Consider the following 21,666-nt stretch of genomic DNA (forward strand, 5'->3'; position numbering starts at 1 on the left):
TTAGATCATATAATCTAATTTTAATTAAGTTAGATTATATTGTCAAACTACTTTTCTATTAGATCATTTAGCGAAACTTTACCTTGTATTCCTACGAAACGATTACTCCAGTGTTTGGAACTGTCCTAGTAAATACTCACATACTCTCTCCGAATGGAGCCTAACCGCAATATAAGGGGGACGGACTCCTCTTGCAGCCTCTAATGGCAAACCAAGCCATAACAACTGCTCATCTACCATAATAAATGGAAACGGCAAGCTAATATTCAATAACTGATTGGGATGCAGATTTTCCCACGATTCCCCCGCCAAAACTGTTAATTTTACAGTCGGGCTCCTTTTTTTCAGTTGTTCCTTCCATTGTTCAGAAAGGACTGTTTGGTCCGGTAAAGAAAGAATAATTGACTTTTTTGCAAATTGGATATCCCTGAATACTTTCTCTAAATTACGTGCATGCATCCACTTTAATCTTGGCTGCTGATTTTTTATCCATTTGCCAATATCCTTGGTTCCGATTGTTTGCTGCTTACGCCCTTGATGTTCCACTAGCTGCCGAAGTGTTTTACCATTATACACATGTTTTCGAATAAATGATTGATCGCTGACATGAATGAACTTTCCTTTTGTTCGGGTAATGGCCACGTTGATCAATCGTTCACTATCCTTACCAGTTAGAAGCATACCTGCCCGTGTTTGCGGTTCACTGTCCACCGTGTCAAAAATCATGACATCACGTTCACTGCCTTGAAATCTGTGCACGGTCGCAGCAATAATATCAGCGGTTGATCGCTCCTTTTCATATAAATCTGCAAGCAGTAACTCCATTAAATTTGCTTGCGCGCGGTATGGTGTTACATAACCAATCGAACGAGCCCCAGCCACGTACGACTCATGAATTAATTGAAAGGACAATAATACATGCCATATATTCATGCGTGAATTCGATGCCTTTTCTGTCATGCCATATACCCCTGAGTGACTTGTATCAAGAAGAACAGAGGCCATTCCTTGAAAGGGTGTAAGTTCGACGATTGGTTTTCTACTTTTTAGAACACTTTCATGGTCCCCGACAAGCGAGTGGTAAATATACTGATTCGTGAAGGAAGAGATATCCGGATGCATTCTCCGTTGCTCTTTTAATAAAAAAAGGTGGGGATGCAGCATTCCATCGCGAACCCAGTCGACCACACCAGCGCGATGGAAGATATCTTCTTTTAACCACAAGGTAACTAATGGATCACGAGAGGAGGCAATCGGTGGTAACTGTTTAAAATCACCACAAATAATCACTCGCTTTCCGAGCGTCGCAGCAAAAGCAGCTTGAGGGACATATGCCATACTGGCTTCATCCAGGATGACAAGGTCAAATTCTTTTTCATAAATAGCTGCATCACCCGCCGCTTTGGCAAGTGTTGACCCCACGATGTACGCATCCTTAATAAATTCAAGCTCTTTTTGGCGGATTTTTTCAAGAACTCTGGCAATTTTAGTTTCTAGTTCAAGCAACTGATTCGTGTCTCTTTTACTAAAAGAATGGGCGATATCTTGCTTTAAATTACGTCTTTCCGTTAGTAACAGTTCCTTCTCTTCTACTAGCCGAGGATCTTCTTTCTGAAGGAGTTGACTAGTGGTCACTGCTTCATGATTGGCAAACTGTTCGCCTGCATTGAAGCCATATCGGAGCACATCTCCCTCACGAAAACGGCCTTTCTTTTGAATAAAGGCTGATATCTCATGAATGAGGACATCAACCGCTTGATTACTATGTGATAAAATTAACACTTTCTTTTCCTGGAAATACTTATTTGCGGCTACTCGGGCCAAAGTATAGGTTTTCCCTGTTCCAGGAGGACCCCAAACGAAGGTAACAGGGTTATACTTGGAACGCAAAACGAGTTCATGGACATTGCTTTTACTTTTTTCAACCGGATGTTTAGCAGGCATGGAGGGGTCCATCAATCTTTTCACTCGGATTCGTTTTTGCTTATTTTTTTTCATTTCGTCCAGCCGTTCAATGAGCTGTTCAAGTAATTCCCATGGATCATGAAAAAGCTGTGCTTCGTGAATTAAATCTCCAAATGATTGTTCCATGGCAAGCATAACTCCCTTCCCTTCAGAAGAAAGTACTCGACCGCTCTGTTTCATACTCCCCCACTCTAGTCGACCCTGAGAACCAATAGGAATTCGGATAGATATTGCCGTATCAAAATAATAAGTATAGGAACCTTCAGTGGAAAGCAGCCTTCCATTGGAAACTAGAAATTTATTGCTGCCATATTTTTTTAAATGGACGATTTCATTCTGTAACGCTTTCTGCCATTCTTTAATAAAATTTATAACCTTCATTAGAATAATCCCTTCTAGATGCATATCCTTAATAAAAAGGGCTGTGTTTAAGATTTATGTTGATTTTAGTGCTCTGTTGATTGGAGGGGAAGGCACGAAGACTCCTGCGGGAGTACGGGGCAGGGGAGACCCCGCAGGAGCATAGCGACGAGGAGGCTCCCCGGCACGCCCGCGGAAAGCAAGTGCCTGGAACGGAAATCAACAGACAAGTTTAACACAGCCAATAAAAAAGGAAAATTTGTGCTGATTCCAAATATTATACATTAATCTGATATGGAGGGATATTTCTAATGAGTAATTTAGATTTCTTAGAAATAAGCCGGAATTTTAAGAGTTATTATCAAGCCTTACGGGATGCCCATTATTTTTTAAGGAATGATCCTGATTTAAGCCAAGAAGAATTACAAGCAGTTACAAAAGTATTGAGTAAATTAATTTATGGATTTATTCGGATTAGAGGGGTTTCTTTCCGAGATATGAACCGCGAGCAATTCAAACAAGAATTTAATCTGTTTCATCAGGATTTTCTAAATGTCATTCAAAACAGCGGAGAAAATAATGTAGAATTCGAGCAATTCGCTGCTCTAATGGATGAAATAATTAGTATTGCAGTAATGAGAACAATTGCTCTTGGAAAAATAGAGAAAGTAAAACAACAATCTTTATTTGAAAATGTTGAAATTGATGAAGTAACTGATGAAATAGAATTAGATGAATTAACTGATGATATTGAATTGGATTTAAGTAGTGAAGATGAAAATAATGATGCTGGTGAGGAAATGGTTGAAGATATGGTTGAAGAAATTGAGGTAATTGATGAAACACAAGAGCCAGTAGCAGAAGTTAGACCAATAAATAATACTTTGAGAACTTTTAGTACTGATTTAGGGGCTCTAAATAATGAATTTCAAGATGAATCTATTACTAATGCAGGTAGAACTTTTAGTACTGATGTTGAAGAAACTCTAAATAATGAATTTCAAGATGAACCTATTACTAATGCAGGTAGAACTTTTAGTACTGATGTTGAAGAAACTCTAAATAATGAAGTTGAAGTTATCTTATATGAAATTGTAAATGCTGAGGAAGATCAACCAGAACCAATTAATGAAGTGATGGTTGCAGAGGCGGTAAATGAGGCTGAGGAAGCCAATGATACCCCCCAAAAAGTGAAATATAGATATATTGATGCTGCTCCAGTTGTGAATAATTATTTTGAACCCGAAAGTAGTGATGAATTCCGTTTTAGACCTCGGAGGAGAAGAAATAGATAACACCCCAAAAAAGACCAAATTGGTCTTTTTTAATTAATAAAAAAATCGCCAAAAGGCGATTTTGAATAGGTATTAGATCGAAACGTCACCAATGGAGAAGGAGCAATTCAAGACATCAGAAATTTTCGCTAACGTGGAAACCTGAACATCGAGTTCGCCTTCTTCTATCGCTGCAATTGTTCCGGCAGTTAATCCTGAAAGCAAAGCTAATTTTTCTATTTCAATTTCACGATTTAATCTCATTTTCTTAAGTTGATGTCCAATATGGTTCATAGTAAGCCTCCTCATTATGTAAGCGATTTCATTTTGCTGATTTGATTATATATTAAACTACTTAAATATTTTCAACACTTTTAATAGTAGAAGAAAAAAAGAAATCTGAGTATTCCAAGAACAATTAAAGCAACTTGAAATACTCGAATTTCAACATAGCCACTGGATAAATATCCTATTAATAACCAGTACCTTGGCCGCCCGTAATAATCGCAATACTAGAACTTGCACCAATTCTTGTTGCGCCGGCTTGGATTAGCTTTCTTGCAGTATCTAAATCTCTCACGCAGGCAGAGGCTTTAACACCCAAGTCTGGACCGACGGCTTCACGCATAAGCTTAATGTCTTCAACTGTTGCACAGCCAGGACCAAATCCTGTCGATGTTTTCACGAAGGCTGCTCCAGCCATTTTTGCGAGAATACAAGCTTTTTTCTTTTCTTCGATTTCAAGTAGGCCTGTTTCAATAATGACTTTTACTGGTGCATGACCATTCGCCGCTAATACAACACCTTCAATGTCTTTTTTCACTGTCTCAAAGTCGCCAGATTTTAGGGCGCCAATATTTATAACCATGTCAATTTCAGTGGCTCCATTTGCAATCGCGTCACGTGTTTCTGCACTCTTAACAAATGTGCTAGTTGCTCCAAGTGGAAATCCGACAACGGTGGTAATTCCAACTCCAGAACCTTTTAACTCTTTGGCAGCTGTTGCAACCCAGTAAGGATTCACACAAACAGTGGCAAATTTATGTTCTTTTGCTTCTTCACAGAGCTTTACAATTTGGTCTTTGGATGCTTCAGGCTTTAAAAGTGTATGGTCAATCATCCGAGCCACAGATGGGCCTGTAATAATATTTGATGATGATCCTTCTTTGTAAGTCACGTTTCCAGAAGCAGCAGGCTTAACTTCTTTCAACGCTTCTTTATTCGTTAATTGCTGCATAATTTGATTCGTAATTTGTTCTACCAATGCTTCAATTTGCATCTTTCTCACCTCACATTATTATAATCGATCAACTATTCCGGCAATGACCGCATCAAAAGAACCGTTTGGGTCTTCTAAGATGTCTCTTGCCGATCCACCTTCTTCAAGGATCAGGACATAATCACCAACCCCTGCTGAAAAACGATCGAAGGCAATCATAGCATCCCCAAATTCCTTACCTGATGCGTCCACAGGGATAACAACCATGAGCTTTTTATTTTGATGGCTCGTTGTTTTAATCGTTGATACGACATTTCCAACCACTTTTGCTAGTTTCATTATTTTGCAACAGGAAGAATTTTCTCGATGTCTGAATGTGGTCTTGGAATCACGTGAACAGATAAGAATTCGCCGACACGCTGTGCTGCGTCCGCACCTGCTTCAGTTGCTGCCTTAACCGCACCAACGTCACCGCGAACCATGACACAAACTAATCCGCCGCCAACATTTACTTTACCAAGTAATGTAACATTTGCTGCTTTTGTCATGGCATCCGCTGCTTCAATTGCCCCTACTAAACCTTTAGTTTCGATCATTCCTAATGCGTTGCTCATTTATATTTCCTCCATTCGATTAGTCACATTATAGTAGTCGATGATCCCTAAGATTCCAGCATCTGATGGAACCAACTCTTTATTAAGCGGTAAGGATGATTCCCTGCTTTTTGCTAAGTAAACAAGATCTCCTTCTCCTGATTGTCCAATCGTATCTATAGCCACAAGTGGTTTGCCTTTATCTTTTAATTGATCATCTACTGGTTGGACAATCAGGAGCTTTAAACCTACTAAATTCTCATTTTTATGTGTACAGACCATATTTCCAATCACTTTGGCTACAAACATTATTCGAACCCGCCTTTTTTTCTATATAACTCTGAGTTAAACACTCCTATTTTTCTCTCTAAACTTTTTATCAGCGATTGTGAATCTTTCGGTACTAATTCCGCACCAAAAAACGACTTTCGATTTCCATAATTTTCGTCACTCGGCGATCATGGCGGCCCCCGGCAAACTCCGTTTCCAACCAAGTCTTTACTAATTGCTTGGCAAGGCCTTCACCAATAAATTGACCGCCGATTGATAAAACGTTCGCATTATTATGCTCCTTACTGTTAATCACAGAGGATAAGTCCCAGCATACAGCACCACGTACTCCTGGTATTTTATTCAATACCATCCCACTGCCAATGCCGACACCATCAATCATAATGCCTACGTAGTTATCATTCGTAGCAACCGTCTCGCCTACAAGAAAGGCGATATCTGGATAGTCAACAGATTCATTTGCCTTACAGCCAAAATCTAAATATTCGTACCCTAATTCCGTTAAATAGGCTTTTAACTTTTCTTTTAGTTCGTATCCACCATGGTCGCAACCGATCGCAACTTTTTTCATGAATTTTGTTCTCCTTTGGCAAATACATTGATAATTGCATCAAAAACGTGAGCGTTTAAGCTCGCACCGCCAACCAGTACACCATCAATATCTGGCATCGCACTGAAATCTGCAGCGTTGCTATCATTCGCAGACCCGCCATATAAAATCGAAATACTTTCTGCCTTGTGACCCAGTATTTGTTTCAAAACAGAACGAATGTACGCGTGTGTTTTTTGAGCTAATTCAGCAGTAGCTGACTGCCCTGTTCTAATCGCCCAAACCGGTTCATATGCAAGAATAAATTGACTTGAATCAATATCCTTCAACGCACCGTAAATCTGCTTGGATAAAACCTGTTCGGTTTGCATGGAGTTCTTTTGTCCTAATGTTTCACCAATACAGATGATCGGGGTAAGTCCAGACTTGATGGCATGCAAAGCTTTTTTGTTCACTAACTCGTCATCTTCAAAAGAATATTGTCTTCTTTCTGAATGGCCAATTATGACATATTCACAGCCCACATCCTTCAGCATATTGCCTGATGTTTCACCTGTGTAAGCCCCTTTATCGGCCCAGTGAACATTTTGCCCGCCCAATCCAATCGGTTTTCCAGATTGTTTGATCAATAAATGAGCCGGGTATAGCAGCTGGGATGGTGGACATATAATGACTGATACGTCATGACTGCTGTTTATTTTTTGAAAAAATTCAGCGGTCTCATTTAGGTTTTTGTTCATCTTCCAATTAGCAATCACATAGGTTTGCCGATCACTTTGGAGCTGCAAGCCGCCTAGATTTTGACCAATGACATCTCTGACAAGATTTTTAATATAACTTTCAATGGATTGTTCCATTTAGATTCACCTTATTCTGCTTTCGGTAAAATACCTTCTACATCACCGTTAGGACGTGGAATCACGTGTACTGATAGAAGAGTTCCTACACGCTGAGCAGCTTCCGCCCCTGCTTCAGTAGCAGCTTTTACTGCGCCTACATCTCCACGGACCATCACAGTCACGATGCCTGCACCTACTAATTCTCTGCCAACTAATGCAACGTTGGCTGCTTTAACCATCGCATCTGCTGCTTCAATGGCACCTACTAAACCTTTTGTTTCAATCATACCTAAAGCTTCTTGACTCATTTTATTTCCTCCTCTAGTAATCTCTAATTTTTGTTTTTCTTGATTTTTCAGTTGCTCTTCTTGTGAAGTGACTGTTTTATCTTCTTTTGCTTTCGCCATATTCTAACACCTCACTATATGATTCTTAATCCATCTACTAAAACGCAGCGGCGCTGACGAGTAAATGTTTTCGCACTAGTTAATCCTTCCCCAGTCGGTCCAGCAATGGTTAGTGTGGTAAAGCCTTCACTTTCAAAGCCTAAACCGGAAACTGATGGTCCATTTTTCACAAAAATCGTTGCTTGAATTTCTTGTGCCATCTTGGTTAGGTTCGTAATATTTTGCGAGTGCATAATCGCTGTATGCCGATTGCCTTTCTCTGCAATAACAGCAAGCTCTATCGCTCGATCCACATCGGGCACTCTGACAATTGGTAAGATCGGCATTAACATTTCAGTCATTACCAATGGGTGATCCTTAGTGGTTTCAGCGATAATTAACTTAACATTTGGGCTTGCCTGAATGCCAGCAGCTTGTAAAATGACAGATGCGTCTTTACCAATGAAGTCTCGGTTTGGATAAAACATATCGTTCTTTTTCACAAGTACTTTCTCAAGCAGTTTTTCAAATTGAAAGCCTTTAAGCTCAATTGCTCCGTTTTTGACCATTTCTGCCTTCAGGGCATTGGCTGCCTTATCAACAACGAACACTTCTTTTTCAGCTGTGCATAATACGTTGTTATCAAAGCTGGCCCCTTTAACAATATCTGCTGCGGCCTTTGAAATAATAGCGGTCTCATCTACGACAACCGGTGGATTTCCTGGACCAGCTGCAATAACCTTTTTACCCACCGCCATCGCAGCCTTAACAACAGGTCCTCCTCCAGTCACCACAAGCGCATTCACCTGCGGATGGTTCATGACTTGTGCCGAGGTTTCAAGATTAGGTGCCGCAACAGATGTAAGCGTGTTTTCAGGTCCACCCGCAGCGACAATTGCTTGGTTTAATAGCTGAAGTGTTTGAATCGAAACACGTTTTGCACTAGGATGTGGATTATAAACAACCGTATTTCCAGCGGCAATTAACGAAATCGAATTATTGATGACTGTCGCTGCCGGATTGGTTGAAGGTGTAATGGATCCAAATACACCAATCGGTGCATACTCAACAAGTGTCAATCCATCATCACCAGAATAAGCAGTGCTGACTAAATCTTCAATTCCAGGCGTTTTATTCGTCGCCAAGAGAATTTTCGCAATCTTATCTTCCACTCTGCCTAAGCCTGTTTCTTCGACAGCAAGATGTGCTAACTCTACGGCATGCTCACGGCTGACGGCTCGTATGTTCTCAATCATTTTTTCTCTGATTGATACTGGGAGTTTGCGAAGCTTTTCCCAGGCCAGTCTAGCTGCTGCTGCTGCTTCATCAACCGTTTCAAACACGCCATCGCCTAACTTAGCATCATTTTGTGATGTGTTTGTTTCAGCAGTGATTTCTGATTGATTCTGACTTAATTGACTGAGGACCTGTTCAACCATTTTTTTGATATCGGTTTCATTTATTTGCAAATTCAATTCCCTCCTTTATTAAAGGTTAAGGTTCCTTGGATTTCAATTTGATCAACAATCCCTACGATTGCTGCGTCAACGGGGACACCGTTTGTTATTTCTGTTTGTCTTGCTGAACTTCCGCTGACAAGTAAAACCACTTCGCCTACACCTGAGCCAACTGTATCAATGGCAACGATCGGTTTTCCGTCCTCTTCGATGCTCTTCATATCCAGCGGCTGGACAATCATCAATTTTTTCCCTTTTAATTTTTCTGCTTTTGTGGTGGAAACTATTGAACCAACCACTTTACAAATGATCATAGCGTCCCTCCTTTCGAGGAATTGATCGTTTTAATTTGAATCTTTAGTTCTCTTGCCAGATCTTTTGCTGAAGGTGTGACCCGGCTTTTTTCAGGAATCTCAATTTCATTAAGCCCATCCTGAAAAGCTCTTTCTATATGTTTTGCTAGAATGAGAGATTGCTTATCTTGGTAGGCTGCATATTGCTCATCGACTGTTTTAACCAATTTACTGAGCGGCACCCACTTGACCTGGTCTTTCTGAATCTTTCTAATGTAGGTCTGGATCCGTTCCTGGACAGTATGCGGGGCATGGATTTGTTGGTAAACATTAGGTTCAACACCGTTATTGGCAATGACAATCGGTTTACCTAGCAATTGACATTGGATAGCCACCCACACTGCTGCCTCATCATCTAAGGTTAAGGCTAGTTTTGAAAGCAATCCGTACGATGCTTGCGGTATGACGAGAACAGAAGATTGATCAATTAGAACTGTCATTTCTTGTTGTGACAAATCTTCTATTAACTTGTAAGAAAGCCCTTTCATTTCTCCTTGAAAAGGGAGCCATTCCTTCGTTATTAGCCACGTTACGTTATATGTATAAACCAGTGGAGTAACCGCTTCCAAAATAGTCTTTGGATTAGAAGAATGATAGCCTAATAGAATCGCAATCGGAGCATTCTTCGTCGGATCCATTTTCTCTTTTAGGTAGGCTTCCACTACCTGCTGGACAAGCAGTTTAACCTGCGTTTTAACATCCACCAGCATTACTCCCCACCCACTTGATTCGGACTTAGGACTGCAATAATTTCACCCAATTGTCCATTTTTGATTCCAGCTGCATTGGCTTCATCCAGGTCAATATGCATTTCAAGCTTGTATTTAGGAGAAATGCGAATTAAAACATTTGAAAAAATGATCCCGCGAACTCCATCCACTTTTACTTGGACAAGGTCCCCGTCATTGACGCCCAATAATTCCCCATCACTTGTGTGCATATGAATATGGCGGGCGGCACAGATCAAGCCTTCACGAATGGTAATTTGTCCCCGCGGTCCTTGTACGGTAATTGATTCTGACCCTTTAATATCCCCAGAATTACGGATCGGCGGCTTCACTCCAAGGGTAAAACCGTCAAATAATGATACTTCTGCCTGTGTACTGCCTCTAGCAGGTCCGAGGACACGAACATTTTGTATTCTTCCTTTCGGACCGATAAGTGTGACCGTTTCCTTTGCTGCAAATTGGTTGGGCTGTGACAATTCTTTTAGCTTAGTTAATTCGTAGCCGCGTCCAAACAATCGTTCAACATGTTCAGGGGATAAATGTATATGCCGGTTAGATGCTGCAATAGGAACCAGCTTATCATTTTTGAGAGAATTCTTAACAATTACTTCGACGATTTCCCTAATTTTATCTTTATTCATTAAAGTGCTCACCCCCAAAATCGAGTAATGCCTTAGCAGTATACTGATCGGTAATGAGGACATTGGCATGACGCCCCTTTAACGCTCCGTAGATGCCTTCGACTTTTGTATTACCGCCTGCAATGAGGATGCCGTATTCTTTTTCCGATAAATGTGAGAGTTCGATTCCAATTGTCCGTTCGTTTAATGTTTGATGACTTATCTGCCCATTGATATCAATAAATCTAGAACAGATATCACCGACCGTATGATTTGCCCTTAGTATTTCAATGTCGTTTTCTAAAAAATATCCCGCATGCATGAGTGTCGATTGTTCCCCAGGATCCCCGACAGTAAAAATGGCAATATTAGCCTGTTTGCCTAGTTCCAATATTCTTTTTACATGTCGGTCTGCTATGATTGCCTGCTTGACAACAATATGGTCTACGACCGCAGGTACCTGCAGGAAATGTGGGATAGTCTGAAATGCATGCGCTAGACCGTTAATGATTTCTGATGCATACGTATTTGATTCTGAGTAACTCACCCCACCATTTAGCTGGACAATTGTTACATCCTTTACATTCTTAGGTTGAATTTGTTTCACAAGTTGATATAAAGTTGTCCCCCAGGTAATCCCAATCGTATCGCCGCTTTTGACTATCTTATATAAATAATCTGCGGAAACTTCCCCCAGCTTCACCTTAATCAGCTCATCCTTATATTCGGGAATGGATGCAACAATGCAATCCTTTAATTGAAACTTTTCCTTTATCTGCATAGCCAATTCCTGAACATCTTCGGCGGGATCGCATATTTTTATATGGACTACTCCTTCTTCCACAGCTTGGACTAGGAGCCTAGAGACGGTGGGGCGGGAAATACCTAACTTTTTCGCAATTTCCTGTTGGCTGTAGTCTAATTGATAATACATTTTAGCCACTTCCACCAGGCGCGAAATCCTTTCATCCGCCATCTTTTATTCACCCTAATTTTCAAAGTTATTAAACTCTTTTTCACAAAAAGTAAACGGTTACAACAATTTGTAAAATAAAAGTTTGCATTTGTTCAAGCGGTATATCCATGTCGTGAAATTATGTAAAAACGAATTGAACATTTGCTAATTTAATTATAACCGACGTAAATCCTCTGTCAATCATTCTATCAAAAGATTTCGACATTTATTTACTAGATTTTCAGAACTATAAAATCGTCTCATTTTTCCACATAAAAAAGAACCCATGTAGTTACAATTGTAGATACATGGGTTCTCTATTTTTTAGTTAAAGTATTTTCTGAAGGGATTCGGAAAGTGTTTTTACAAGGAAGGTTAGATCCACCTGTTTAATTGTTAAGGGCGGGGCAAGTGTTAGCACATTATTGTATCCTGCTACGGTACCTCCATTTTTTCCAATGATAATCCCTTCCTGCTTACAGTTGGCGATGACTTGATTGACAAGATCATTTGCAAGAGGTTCCTTGGTACGCTTATCTTTTACTAATTCTAATCCAATCAGTAACCCTTTCCCACGAACATCGCCAACAAATGGGTGATCTTTCAATAGATTCTTCAAATCATTTAAAAGCTGTGCACCTAAATCACGGGAACGGTCAAATAAATTTTCGGTTTCCATAATCTCAAGATTTTTTAAAGCAAGTGCACAAGCCGCTGGATTCCCGCCAAATGTATTGACATGACGGAAGTAATCATATTCTTCTGAGCCTTTAAATGCTTCGTAAATGTCTTTACGTACAGCAGTGGCTGAAAGCGGCAGATAGGCACTGGTAATTCCTTTTGCCATGGTAATGATGTCGGGTTTCACGCCATAGTTCATATAACCGAACGGCTTACCGGTACGGCCAAACCCGCAAATGACCTCATCAACAATGAGCAGTGCCCCGTGTTTTTCACATACCTCTTTTGCGGCTTTCATATAGCCATCTGGCGGAATGAGGACACCGCCGCCCGTAATAATCGGTTCCATAATCATTGCGGCAATGGTTTCACTTAACTCCCATGTCATCGTCCGATCGATTTCTTTAACCGAGGATAGTTCCTTGGGATCGTTGACATTTATATCATCCCGGTAGGAATCAGGTGGTGAAACATGGATAAAACCTGGTGCAAGCGGTTCGTATTTGTACTTTCGTTGTGCCTGGCCGGTCGCGGCGAGTGCCCCCATCGAATTACCGTGATAGGCACGATAGCGGGAGACGATTTTGTAACGGTTATGTTCACCCTTCTGCTGGTGGTACTGCCTAACGATTTTGAAGGCGGCTTCATTGGCCTCAGAACCGCTGTTAGAGAAAAAAATAACATACTCATCGCCTAACATTTGGTTCAACTTTTCAGCAAGTTTAATGGCTGGAACATGGCTTTGTGATAGAGGAAAATAGGCCATTTCCTTCAACTGTTCATAGGCCGCTTCAGCTAGCTCGGTCCTGCCATAACCAATATTTACACACCAAAGGCCGGCCATCGCATCTAAATACCGTTTTCCATCAGCATCTGTTACCCAAGAGCCTTCTGCCTTTGCTGCAACTAACGTGGAGTTTGGATTATACGGCTTCATCGAGTGCCATACATACTTATCATCCTGTTCTAACAAAGTTTCCTGTGATCGACTTGTTTGAACCATCCTCTTCCCTCCATTACTTATACTTAATAGTGCATCTACCTAATTAGATAACTATCAGCCCAGCACCCAGCGGCTAGTGGCTTCCGCTTTTATTAGTCAAACCGTGAAGTAATCATTTTCTTTCGTGTATAAAAATTTACGCCGTCTTTTCCGTTTACATGCATGTCACCATAGAAGGAATCTTTCCAGCCCGAGAATGGGAAGAATGCCATTGTTGCTGGCACGCCAACATTAATACCGAGCATACCTGCTTCTGCTTCTTCGCGGAATTGACGGATAGCTTTAGCATTGTTGGTATAAATGGTTGCACCATTGCCAAACTTTGATTTTCTTATATAATCCAATCCTTCATCCAAATCATTGGCACGAAGCAGGCTTAATACCGGAGCAAAAAGTTCCTCTTTTGCTATCGTCATTTCTGGGGTGACGTGATCAAAAATTGTCGGCCCAAGGAAATTCCCTTCAGGCAGTTCATCCATCTCCCTGCGGCCATCCCTAATTAAGTCCGCACCTTCTTCAAGTCCTTTCTCAATATATCCAAGAACTTTTTCACGATGTTCCTTGCGAATAATTGGTGTTAACAGCACCTCTTCATCCATACCGTTTCCAATTATTAATTCATCCGCTTTTTTCTTTAGTGCAGCTACGAATGGTTCGTTATCACCGACAACTACGACCGCACTACAAGCCATACAGCGTTGCCCCGCACTTCCAAACGTGGAACTGATAATATTCTGGACGGCCTTATCCATATCAGCATCTGGCATTACGATATGATGATTTTTAGCACCAGAGAGAGCTTGAACTCTCTTACCTTCTGCAGCAGCTCGTTGATAGACATACTTGGCAACTGGCTGTGAGCCTACAAATGAAATCGCCGCAATATCCTTATGATCAAGTAAGCCATTGACGACATCATGGGCACCGTGGACCACATTTAACACGCCCTTAGGAGCTCCGGCTTCTGCAAACAATTCTGCTAAACGATTGGCTAATATTGGCGTACGTTCTGATGGTTTGAGTACAAATGTGTTACCACAGGCAATCGCAAGTGGGAACATCCAAAGCGGGACCATCATAGGGAAGTTGAACGGTGTGATCCCGCCGACAACTCCAACAGGATAACGGAACATCTCAGAATCAATGTCTTCGGCAATTCCGGATAACGATTCCCCCATCAATAGGGTTGGCGCACCAGAAGCAAATTCAACACACTCGATTCCGCGCTGAACTTCCCCGTATGCTTCTTTGTATGCCTTACCATTTTCTAACACAATTAATCTTGCCAATTCTTCATGGTTTTCCGTTAACAGATGATGATACTTAAAAAGAATTCTTGCTCTTTTTGGGACAGGCACGTTTTTCCACTCTTTTAACGCCGCTTTTGCTGCTGAAACTGCAAGATCTACATCCTCTTTCGTTGACATAGGAACCTTTGTTAACAGAGCATTCGTTGCCGGGTTTGGGACAACAAGGGTTTGAATGCAATTCGAGTTGACCCATTCACCATTAATAAAATTTTGTAAAACAGTCGTATCCTTTTTGGATACAGTCATATATATTAACCTCCTAATTATTCTCTGTTTATCAAATTTTTCTAATAATATAGACCTTTTAAACTCATTATCTCGTATCCAAAACACGCTTTCATTAGACACATTGTAAAATAGGGCAGGGCATTTCTTTGACGTTATGAGCGACTATCAACCATTATTCCAGTTTTCGATATTTATTATGGTTTACAATGGAATGGGATGATGTTAAATAGTCTTGGACTAACAGCATAAATTCGATGGCCACTCGTTTTTCATGTTCCATAAAATCTTCACCGAGAATGCTTTCAAGCTTTTGCAAGCGATGATACAACGTTTGCCTGACGATATAAAGCTTACTCGCTGCCTCCTGTTTTGAGCCATTACACTCTAAATAAACTTTTAACGTCTCTAACAACTTGCCATTATATTTCTGATCATAATGAATAACTGGCTGTAAATACTCTGCAGCAAACTCTTGCAAATTGATATGTTTACTCATTTGCGAAATCAACCGATATAAATGCAAATCTTCATAAAAATAATAGTCTGCTTTATTGGACATCTTTTGCTGGATTCGCTGAGTTTCTTTTGCTGTTTGATAACTTTTATGTACTTCATTTAAATTCCCGCTAAAACTTCCAGCGGTAATCATTATTTTCACTGAACATTGTTTTCTAATAAACTCTGATTCAAGTATGGATTCGATTGCTGTTTTCATTCGTTCTTTTACATTCTTTTTCGCCCGGTTGTTTACAAGAATGAATGTTATTTCATTTCTTTTTTCTACAGAAAACACCGTGAAACCATTCTGTTCAAGAACCGAACGAAATAATAGTTTTAAATACGTTACATCTTGCGTGATTTTTTCTTTGAGAGGAATAAGCTTTGTGATTAAGACTGCGGCTTCATTGGCTTTTGTTTTGACCCGATTCTGCGCAAAATATTCACTAATACTTTGGGGGGAATGCTCACCTTCAAGCCAGCCATACAGCCACTCAAACTCTTCGACACGCTTCTTTTCTTCAACATACATATCCCTTAATAAATGCTGTGCTAGCGCAGTTGCAGTCCGATCCAAAATTAATACATCGTATTCACTAATAGGAAGATTTTTAGAGTAGATGAATAACTCCGCGCATTCTTGCCCAAATAAGAAAATAGGTTGAGAGGCAATGTTTTCACATCGGTTGATTTTGAATTCCTTGAGCTGGTGAATGATTGTTTTTTGTTCGAGTAAATTAATGTCTGGCATAAATTCATAATCCTGATTTTTCAAACGGAAAATAATTTGGACATCCAAAGAAGAAAACATACATTTTAGAATATCTTCATAATTTTCAATCGTTAACAGTCGTTTATTAAGGCTTTGGGAGTAATTTTCTAAATCGGATATCATCTGGTATTGCTGGTTGATAATTATCGAGTGAATATCTTGAGTAATTTGTACAAATGGAACTTCCTTTGAAAAAACGATGATGGGGAAATGATGCTCATTTGCAAAATTTATGACTTCCATAGGGATCTCTGTCATGTATGTTCCCATTTCAATACATAAGCCTGCAGCCTGATTATCAAGAAATTCTTTTACCATTGAAACAAATAAGTCCGTATTTTCCCTCCAAGCAACCCCCGTTGAAAGAATCAGTTCATTTCCGTTTAGAAGATTACGAATACTCGTGACCTCGACGACATGAACCCATTTGACAAATCGTTGAATACCTTTTTCTCCGGCAATAACGTGTGCGTGTTCAAAGTTCTTTCGCTTTAAGATATCTGCCACTGTTAAATGGAAATGGTCTTTGATCATTTTGCTCTCCTTGGAAAAATTAAACAGAAATATTGGTTGTAAAAGGATTGGCTTTGCAACCAATCCTTTCATTTATTTCTACTCGATGATCGGGAAGTATACCTTTATTTCTCTAGGCATGGACTAGCTGGTGTGGTTTTGCTTTAATAATAGACTAGTAAAATACTTACGGGCATTTGCTGTTCCAATCTTAAGTATTTCGGTGACATTTCCGTTTGGGTGGGCAAATTCAACAGTTGCCCCGTTTAGATGCTCATTTACACCGCTGATCTGATACCCCTTTTGGATAAGAAAATCAATTTTGTCTCTTTCATCTAAAAATTGCTGATAATCTGACATCTAAGCTCCCCCTTTAATTCAGAAATATCTTTAATAATTATTAGATTGATAGTGTTTCGTTTTGGTTGACAAGCGCATTTTTATTATATTTCGCACGCTTTAAATATTGGCCGGAACCTGGTTTGCCAACAAACTGCTTGTCACGGACAACAAATTCCCCTCGGGACAATACTGATACTGGCTCTCCGGTGATCTTCATTCCTTCAAATGCGTTATAATCCACAGCCATATGGTGGGTTTCAGCCGAAATGACGCGTTCGATATTCGGATCAAAAATCACAAGGTCTGCATCTGCACCAACAGCGATTGTCCCTTTTTTCGGGAATAGACCAAATAGCTTTGCGCTTCTTGTTGAGGTAATATCAACAAATTGATTTAAACTAATCCGACCTTTTTTCACCCCTTCAGAGAATAAAACTGACAAACGATCCTCAATAATTGGGCCTCCATTCGGAATTTTAGTAAAATCATCCCTTCCTAAATCCTTCTGCCCTTTAAAATCAAAGGAGCATTGATCGGAGCCGATGGTTTGAAGTTGACCGCTCTTCAAAGCATTCCATAAAACATCTTGATTCCACTTTTCTCGAAGCGGCGGTGACCAAACGTATTTTGCTCCTTCGAAATTCGGTTTCTCTAAATAGCTTTGATCAAGGACTAAATACTGCGGGCACGTTTCCCCCCAAACATCAAAGCCCTTACTGCGTGCTTTAGCAATTTGTTCTACTGCATCCGCACAGGAGACATGGACCACATATAACTGTGAATTAGCAAGCCCCGTAAAATTTGCCGCACGTCCAGTTGCTTCTCCCTCTAACTCAGGAGGTCTTGTTAATGCATGGTAAATAGGTGCTGTATTTCCTTCGTCGAGGGCTTTTTTTGTTAAGAAATCAATAACATCGCCGTTTTCTGCATGGACCATTACCAAGGCACCATGTTCTTTTGCGGATATTAAGGTCTTAAACAATGTTTCATCATCCGCTTGAAATACATTTTTGTATGCCATAAATACCTTAAAGGAGGTAATACCTTCTTCATTAATAACCTGTGGAAGTTCACCCAGTACATCTTCATTGATTTCTGAGATCATTAAATGGAACCCATAATCAATGACCGCTTTCTCTTTCGATTTTGCATGCCAGGTTTGAATAGAGTTTTTCAAAGGCTCACCCTTGTTGGTTAAGCAAAAATCAATAACCGTTGTCGTCCCGCCGAAGGCAGCCGCAATCGTGCCAGATTCAAAATCATCCTTTGTTACCGTTCCTCCAAAAGGCATGTCAAGGTGAGTGTGTGGATCAATCCCGCCTGGAAAAACAAAACAGCCTTTTGCGTCGATAACTTCCGCACCGATTGCTGATAAATTTGAGCCTATTTGTGTGATCTTACCATCCTCAATTAATATTTCTCCTTGATACGTGTCAGCCGCGGTAACAATCGTGCCATTTTTGATTATTTTTTTCATTATATTCCCTCCTTAGTATTATTTACTTCGTAATATCTGCTTTACACTCAACCACACCGCTTAAGGCAGCTTGTCGTTCATTCCAGGTCATCGGTGCTAATTCCCTCGTGGCTTCCACCATGTCAATGGCTCCATCGACAGGACAAACAATCGAGCATAAGTTACAGCCGACGCAATCTTCTTCACGTACCTTGAGGTAACTCTTCCCATTTTCGTCTTTCAACATATCGATACACTGGTGGGAAGTATCTTCACAGGCAATGTGGCATTTATTACAATTAATACAAACATCCGTATTGATTTGTGCAACAATATTGTAATTTAAATCCAAATTACCCCAATCTGAGTATCTAGGAACAGATTTCCCGATGATATCAGATACCGAAGCAATTCCTTTGCTATCGAGGTAATTGCTAAGACCTTCAATCATGTCCTCGACAATGCGGAAACCATGGTGCATAGCGGCTGTACAAACTTGTACACCAGTTGCACCCATTAACATAAACTCAACAGCATCCTTCCAGTTAGAAATCCCGCCAATCCCTGAAATTGGGACGTTAATACGTGGATGCCTTGCACACTCTGCGACCATATTTAAGGCAATCGGCTTTACTGCAGGTCCACAATATCCGCCGTGTGCTCCTTTTCCGGCAACATGGGGAATGGTATTCCATGAATCAAGGTCGACCCCCATCAAGCTATTAATTGTATTGATCATAGAAATCGCATCAGCACCACCATTGCAGGCAGCTTCCGCCGTAGCGGTTATATCGGTAATATTTGGAGTTAACTTTACAATAACAGGTGTTTTAGCTACTTCCTTCGCCCAATAGGTTTGCCGTTCCACCAAAGCTGGTACCTGTCCTGAAGCAGAACCCATGCCACGTTCAGCCATCCCGTGGGGACATCCGAAATTCAACTCCAGTCCATCCACCCCGACATCTTCGACACGTTTAACAATCTCATGCCACTTCTCTTGCTTCGGTTCCACCATGAGCGAAGCAATGATTGAATGGTTTGGAAAACGCTTCTTAGTTTCATAGATTTCTTTTAAATTAACATCCAATGGTCTGTCAGTTATAAGTTCAATATTATTGAAACCTGCCACTCTTTGCCCGTTAAAGCTTATAGCGGCAAATCTTGAAGATACATTCAGAATCGGATCGCCCAGTGTTTTCCAAACTGCCCCACCCCATCCTGCTTCAAAGGCTCTCTGCACTTGATAGCCAGAATTGGTCGGCGGTGCTGACGCCAGCCAGAACGGGTTAGGAGATTTAATCCCTGCAAGATTGATACGTAAATCAGCCATCTATTTTTCTCCCCTCTATTTTCATTTGAGATATTAGTTTGCCGTCCCGACGAAGGAAGATTGCTTATGGATCGCATATGCCACATCTTTCCCTTGTTGTGCAGCCGTAACGACCATGGCGTCTCCATTTCCTTTTCCAAACACAACATCTCCGCATGCAAATACTTTTGGGTTGGAGGTTTGTAAGGTTTCAGAATCGACCTTTACAACCCCGCCATTATGCTCTATACCGAACTCTTCAATCAGGTTAAGATGTCTGGTTTGACCTATCGCTTTCACCACTGCATCGACCGGAAGGATATGCTCCGACCCTGCAATAGCTGTTGGACGTCGTCGACCATCTTTTTCAGGCTCGCCAAGTTCCATTTTGATACACTCAATGCCAGTCACCTTTCCTGTTTCATCACCAATTATCCGTTTTGGAGCCGTTAACCAGCGGAATTCTACACCGTCCTGTTTGGCAAATTCATATTCAAAGTCATAGGCGGTCATTTCTTCTTCCGTTCTTCGATATAAGATTTTGACGTTTTCTGCTCCTAACCGGACAGAACAGGTCGCCCCATCAATAGCAGTATTTCCGGCCCCAATGACAACCACGCGTTTTCCAACAAAATCTTCAGATAACTGACCACTTTTGGTTGCTTTAACAAATTCAATCGCATCAAAAACACCCTCAAGGTTTTCACCTTCCACACCAAGGTTTGGTACATGTGCCATACCTACTGCCAGGATGATATAATCAAAATTTTCAGTGATTTCTTCGACAGAAATATCCTTACCGACCAACGTGTTAGTTCTAATATCGACATTCAATTTCTCAACCTGTTCAACTTCCCAGAAAGAAATTCTTTGCGGTAACCGGAAAGAAACTATTCCGTACGTATTTAAACCACCCGCTTTCTCGGAACCTTCAAAGATCGTAACCTCGTATCCTAACCTTGCCAGTTCTCTTGCTGCGGATAGTCCAGCCGGGCCCCCGCCGATGACAGCAACTGTTCTTCCATTCGATTGACCTGGTTGAAAGAGTGTCTGATTATTGACCATTGCCCAATCAGTAGCATATCTTTGTAAATTACCAATCATAATTGGTTTAGTAGAGTGATTTAGGACGCAAGCCCCTTCACATAATTCTTCAGTAGGACATACCCGTGAACAACTTGCACCGACAGGATTGGATGACATGATTGTTTTGGCAGATCCTAATAAGTTTCCTGAAGCAATTTTTTTAATAAAAGTAGGAATATCAATACCTGTTGGACATGCTTTAATACACGGAGCGTCATAGCAGTAGAGGCAGCGATTAGATTCTTCAACAGCCTCTCTGTTTGTCAGCCCACTTTCCACTTCTAGAAAGTTCTTTTCAAGATTAGATAGTGAAATGCGCTGCATTTTTTCATTCGCCATAGAGAAACCTCCTTCAATTATTTATCGATTTTTCAAAACTTTTTTGAAGGCAGAAAGTTGTCCTGTTTTTTACTGAAATTAAAATGTAAGCGCTTTAATAATTGAATACTACCAAAAAGGGACCAACTCCTTTTGTACATATATGTATTTTGCAGAAAATTCTGCATCTTATTTTAATTTTACAGACTGTTAATAGGCATTTCACCTAACAATCTGTAAAATGATGCATGCAATAATTTAACCATTATGTAAAATAGTAAGATGTCTCCTAAGAATGTAGAATCAGGGAGGGAACATTGATGTATGTTAGCATTAAAAGGGAATTTTAGATAAAGTTTTTAAAAGAGGGCAAGCCTTATTTGTACTCTTTTCTGAATACTTTTTCAATTTAACATAATGATACCAAAAAAATTGTAATAATCTATCGAATTGTCAATTTTTCTTACATACTTTTTTTCGTGGCTCTGGAAGGTTTAATCATCTGAATTTTACTTGTTTAATCTGACTTCATTTTACTAAAAATAACAAATTCCTTAATA

At 40.4% G+C, this 21,666-nt stretch carries 22 protein-coding genes; 1 reads left to right on the forward strand and 21 read right to left on the reverse strand.

Features of this window, described 5'->3' with window-relative positions:
• Positions 1 to 102: 102 nt before the first annotated feature.
• Entirely contained in the window at positions 103 to 2,346 is a 2,244-nt protein-coding gene (locus QNH17_RS16950) for an AAA domain-containing protein (RefSeq protein WP_283873705.1), read from the reverse strand.
• A gap of 290 nt (positions 2,347 to 2,636) precedes the next feature.
• Here QNH17_RS16950 and QNH17_RS16955 point away from each other — a divergent pair, with 290 nt between their 5' ends.
• The gene (locus tag QNH17_RS16955; RefSeq protein ID WP_283873706.1) at positions 2,637 to 3,620 is read left to right on the forward strand and encodes a hypothetical protein; all 984 of its coding nucleotides are present in this window, start codon (positions 2,637 to 2,639) and stop codon (positions 3,618 to 3,620) included.
• A 72-nt stretch (positions 3,621 to 3,692) separates the two neighbouring features.
• Here QNH17_RS16955 and QNH17_RS16960 read toward each other — a convergent pair whose 3' ends face one another.
• From QNH17_RS16960 to QNH17_RS17055, 20 genes are all read right to left on the reverse strand, one after another.
• Entirely contained in the window at positions 3,693 to 3,893 is a 201-nt protein-coding gene (locus QNH17_RS16960; RefSeq protein ID WP_283873707.1) for a helix-turn-helix domain-containing protein, read from the reverse strand.
• A 178-nt stretch (positions 3,894 to 4,071) separates the two neighbouring features.
• Positions 4,072 to 4,719 carry a deoxyribose-phosphate aldolase gene (deoC, locus tag QNH17_RS16965; RefSeq protein ID WP_283879528.1) on the reverse strand — a complete coding sequence of 216 codons (648 nt, stop codon included), beginning with the start codon at positions 4,717 to 4,719 and terminating at the stop codon, positions 4,072 to 4,074.
• Positions 4,720 to 4,896: 177 nt separating this feature from the next.
• Positions 4,897 to 5,157 (reverse strand): EutN/CcmL family microcompartment protein, encoded by a 261-nt coding sequence (locus QNH17_RS16970; protein WP_283873708.1) that lies wholly within the window; start codon positions 5,155 to 5,157, stop codon positions 4,897 to 4,899.
• On the reverse strand, positions 5,157 to 5,432 hold the full coding sequence (locus QNH17_RS16975) for a BMC domain-containing protein (protein ID WP_026567441.1): 276 nt from the start codon (positions 5,430 to 5,432) through the stop codon (positions 5,157 to 5,159). The genes QNH17_RS16970 and QNH17_RS16975 overlap by 1 nt, the downstream gene beginning before the upstream one ends.
• Positions 5,433 to 5,720 (reverse strand): EutN/CcmL family microcompartment protein, encoded by a 288-nt coding sequence (locus QNH17_RS16980; RefSeq protein WP_283873709.1) that lies wholly within the window; start codon positions 5,718 to 5,720, stop codon positions 5,433 to 5,435.
• 94 nt (positions 5,721 to 5,814) lie between these two features.
• Complete coding sequence (rpiB, locus tag QNH17_RS16985) at positions 5,815 to 6,273, reverse strand: ribose 5-phosphate isomerase B (RefSeq protein ID WP_283873710.1); 459 nt, start codon at positions 6,271 to 6,273, stop codon at positions 5,815 to 5,817.
• Complete coding sequence (tpiA, locus tag QNH17_RS16990) at positions 6,270 to 7,109, reverse strand: triose-phosphate isomerase (RefSeq protein WP_283873711.1); 840 nt, start codon at positions 7,107 to 7,109, stop codon at positions 6,270 to 6,272. The genes rpiB and tpiA overlap by 4 nt, the downstream gene beginning before the upstream one ends.
• An 11-nt stretch (positions 7,110 to 7,120) precedes the next feature.
• Positions 7,121 to 7,399: a BMC domain-containing protein gene (locus QNH17_RS16995; protein ID WP_283879529.1), complete on the reverse strand. Its 279-nt coding sequence runs from the start codon at positions 7,397 to 7,399 to the stop codon at positions 7,121 to 7,123.
• 113 nt (positions 7,400 to 7,512) lie between these two features.
• Positions 7,513 to 8,946, reverse strand: a complete 1,434-nt coding sequence (locus QNH17_RS17000; protein ID WP_283873713.1) for an aldehyde dehydrogenase family protein — start codon at positions 8,944 to 8,946, stop codon at positions 7,513 to 7,515.
• A gap of 2 nt (positions 8,947 to 8,948) precedes the next feature.
• Positions 8,949 to 9,248, reverse strand: a complete 300-nt coding sequence (locus QNH17_RS17005) for a EutN/CcmL family microcompartment protein (RefSeq protein WP_144548169.1) — start codon at positions 9,246 to 9,248, stop codon at positions 8,949 to 8,951.
• A complete protein-coding gene (locus tag QNH17_RS17010; RefSeq protein WP_283873715.1) occupies positions 9,245 to 9,991 on the reverse strand; it encodes a hypothetical protein in 747 nt (248 codons plus the stop codon). Before QNH17_RS17010 ends, QNH17_RS17005 begins: the two co-directional genes overlap by 4 nt.
• 5 nt (positions 9,992 to 9,996) lie before the next feature.
• Complete coding sequence (gene pduL, locus QNH17_RS17015) at positions 9,997 to 10,656, reverse strand: phosphate propanoyltransferase (protein WP_283873716.1); 660 nt, start codon at positions 10,654 to 10,656, stop codon at positions 9,997 to 9,999.
• On the reverse strand, positions 10,649 to 11,611 hold the full coding sequence (locus tag QNH17_RS17020; RefSeq protein ID WP_283873717.1) for a DNA-binding transcriptional repressor DeoR: 963 nt from the start codon (positions 11,609 to 11,611) through the stop codon (positions 10,649 to 10,651). Before QNH17_RS17020 ends, pduL begins: the two co-directional genes overlap by 8 nt.
• Positions 11,612 to 11,918: 307 nt before the next feature.
• Positions 11,919 to 13,274: an aspartate aminotransferase family protein gene (locus tag QNH17_RS17025; RefSeq protein WP_283873718.1), complete on the reverse strand. Its 1,356-nt coding sequence runs from the start codon at positions 13,272 to 13,274 to the stop codon at positions 11,919 to 11,921.
• Positions 13,275 to 13,366: 92 nt separating this feature from the next.
• Positions 13,367 to 14,830 (reverse strand): CoA-acylating methylmalonate-semialdehyde dehydrogenase, encoded by a 1,464-nt coding sequence (locus QNH17_RS17030; protein WP_283873719.1) that lies wholly within the window; start codon positions 14,828 to 14,830, stop codon positions 13,367 to 13,369.
• A gap of 154 nt (positions 14,831 to 14,984) precedes the next feature.
• Positions 14,985 to 16,616, reverse strand: a complete 1,632-nt coding sequence (locus QNH17_RS17035; RefSeq protein ID WP_283873720.1) for a PucR family transcriptional regulator — start codon at positions 16,614 to 16,616, stop codon at positions 14,985 to 14,987.
• A gap of 123 nt (positions 16,617 to 16,739) precedes the next feature.
• Positions 16,740 to 16,955, reverse strand: coding sequence for a hypothetical protein (locus QNH17_RS17040; RefSeq protein WP_283873722.1), 216 nt, complete (start codon positions 16,953 to 16,955; stop codon positions 16,740 to 16,742).
• Between the two features lie 40 nt (positions 16,956 to 16,995).
• Positions 16,996 to 18,414 carry a dihydropyrimidinase gene (hydA, locus tag QNH17_RS17045; RefSeq protein WP_283873723.1) on the reverse strand — a complete coding sequence of 473 codons (1,419 nt, stop codon included), beginning with the start codon at positions 18,412 to 18,414 and terminating at the stop codon, positions 16,996 to 16,998.
• 22 nt (positions 18,415 to 18,436) lie between these two features.
• A complete protein-coding gene (gene preA, locus QNH17_RS17050) occupies positions 18,437 to 19,723 on the reverse strand; it encodes an NAD-dependent dihydropyrimidine dehydrogenase subunit PreA (RefSeq protein WP_283873724.1) in 1,287 nt (428 codons plus the stop codon).
• Between the two features lie 33 nt (positions 19,724 to 19,756).
• Positions 19,757 to 21,127 carry an NAD(P)-dependent oxidoreductase gene (locus QNH17_RS17055; protein ID WP_481858528.1) on the reverse strand — a complete coding sequence of 457 codons (1,371 nt, stop codon included), beginning with the start codon at positions 21,125 to 21,127 and terminating at the stop codon, positions 19,757 to 19,759.
• Positions 21,128 to 21,666 lie beyond the last annotated feature (539 nt).

Source organism: Neobacillus sp. SuZ13, assembly GCF_030123365.1.
Classification (GTDB): Bacteria; Bacillota; Bacilli; order Bacillales; family Cytobacillaceae; genus Neobacillus.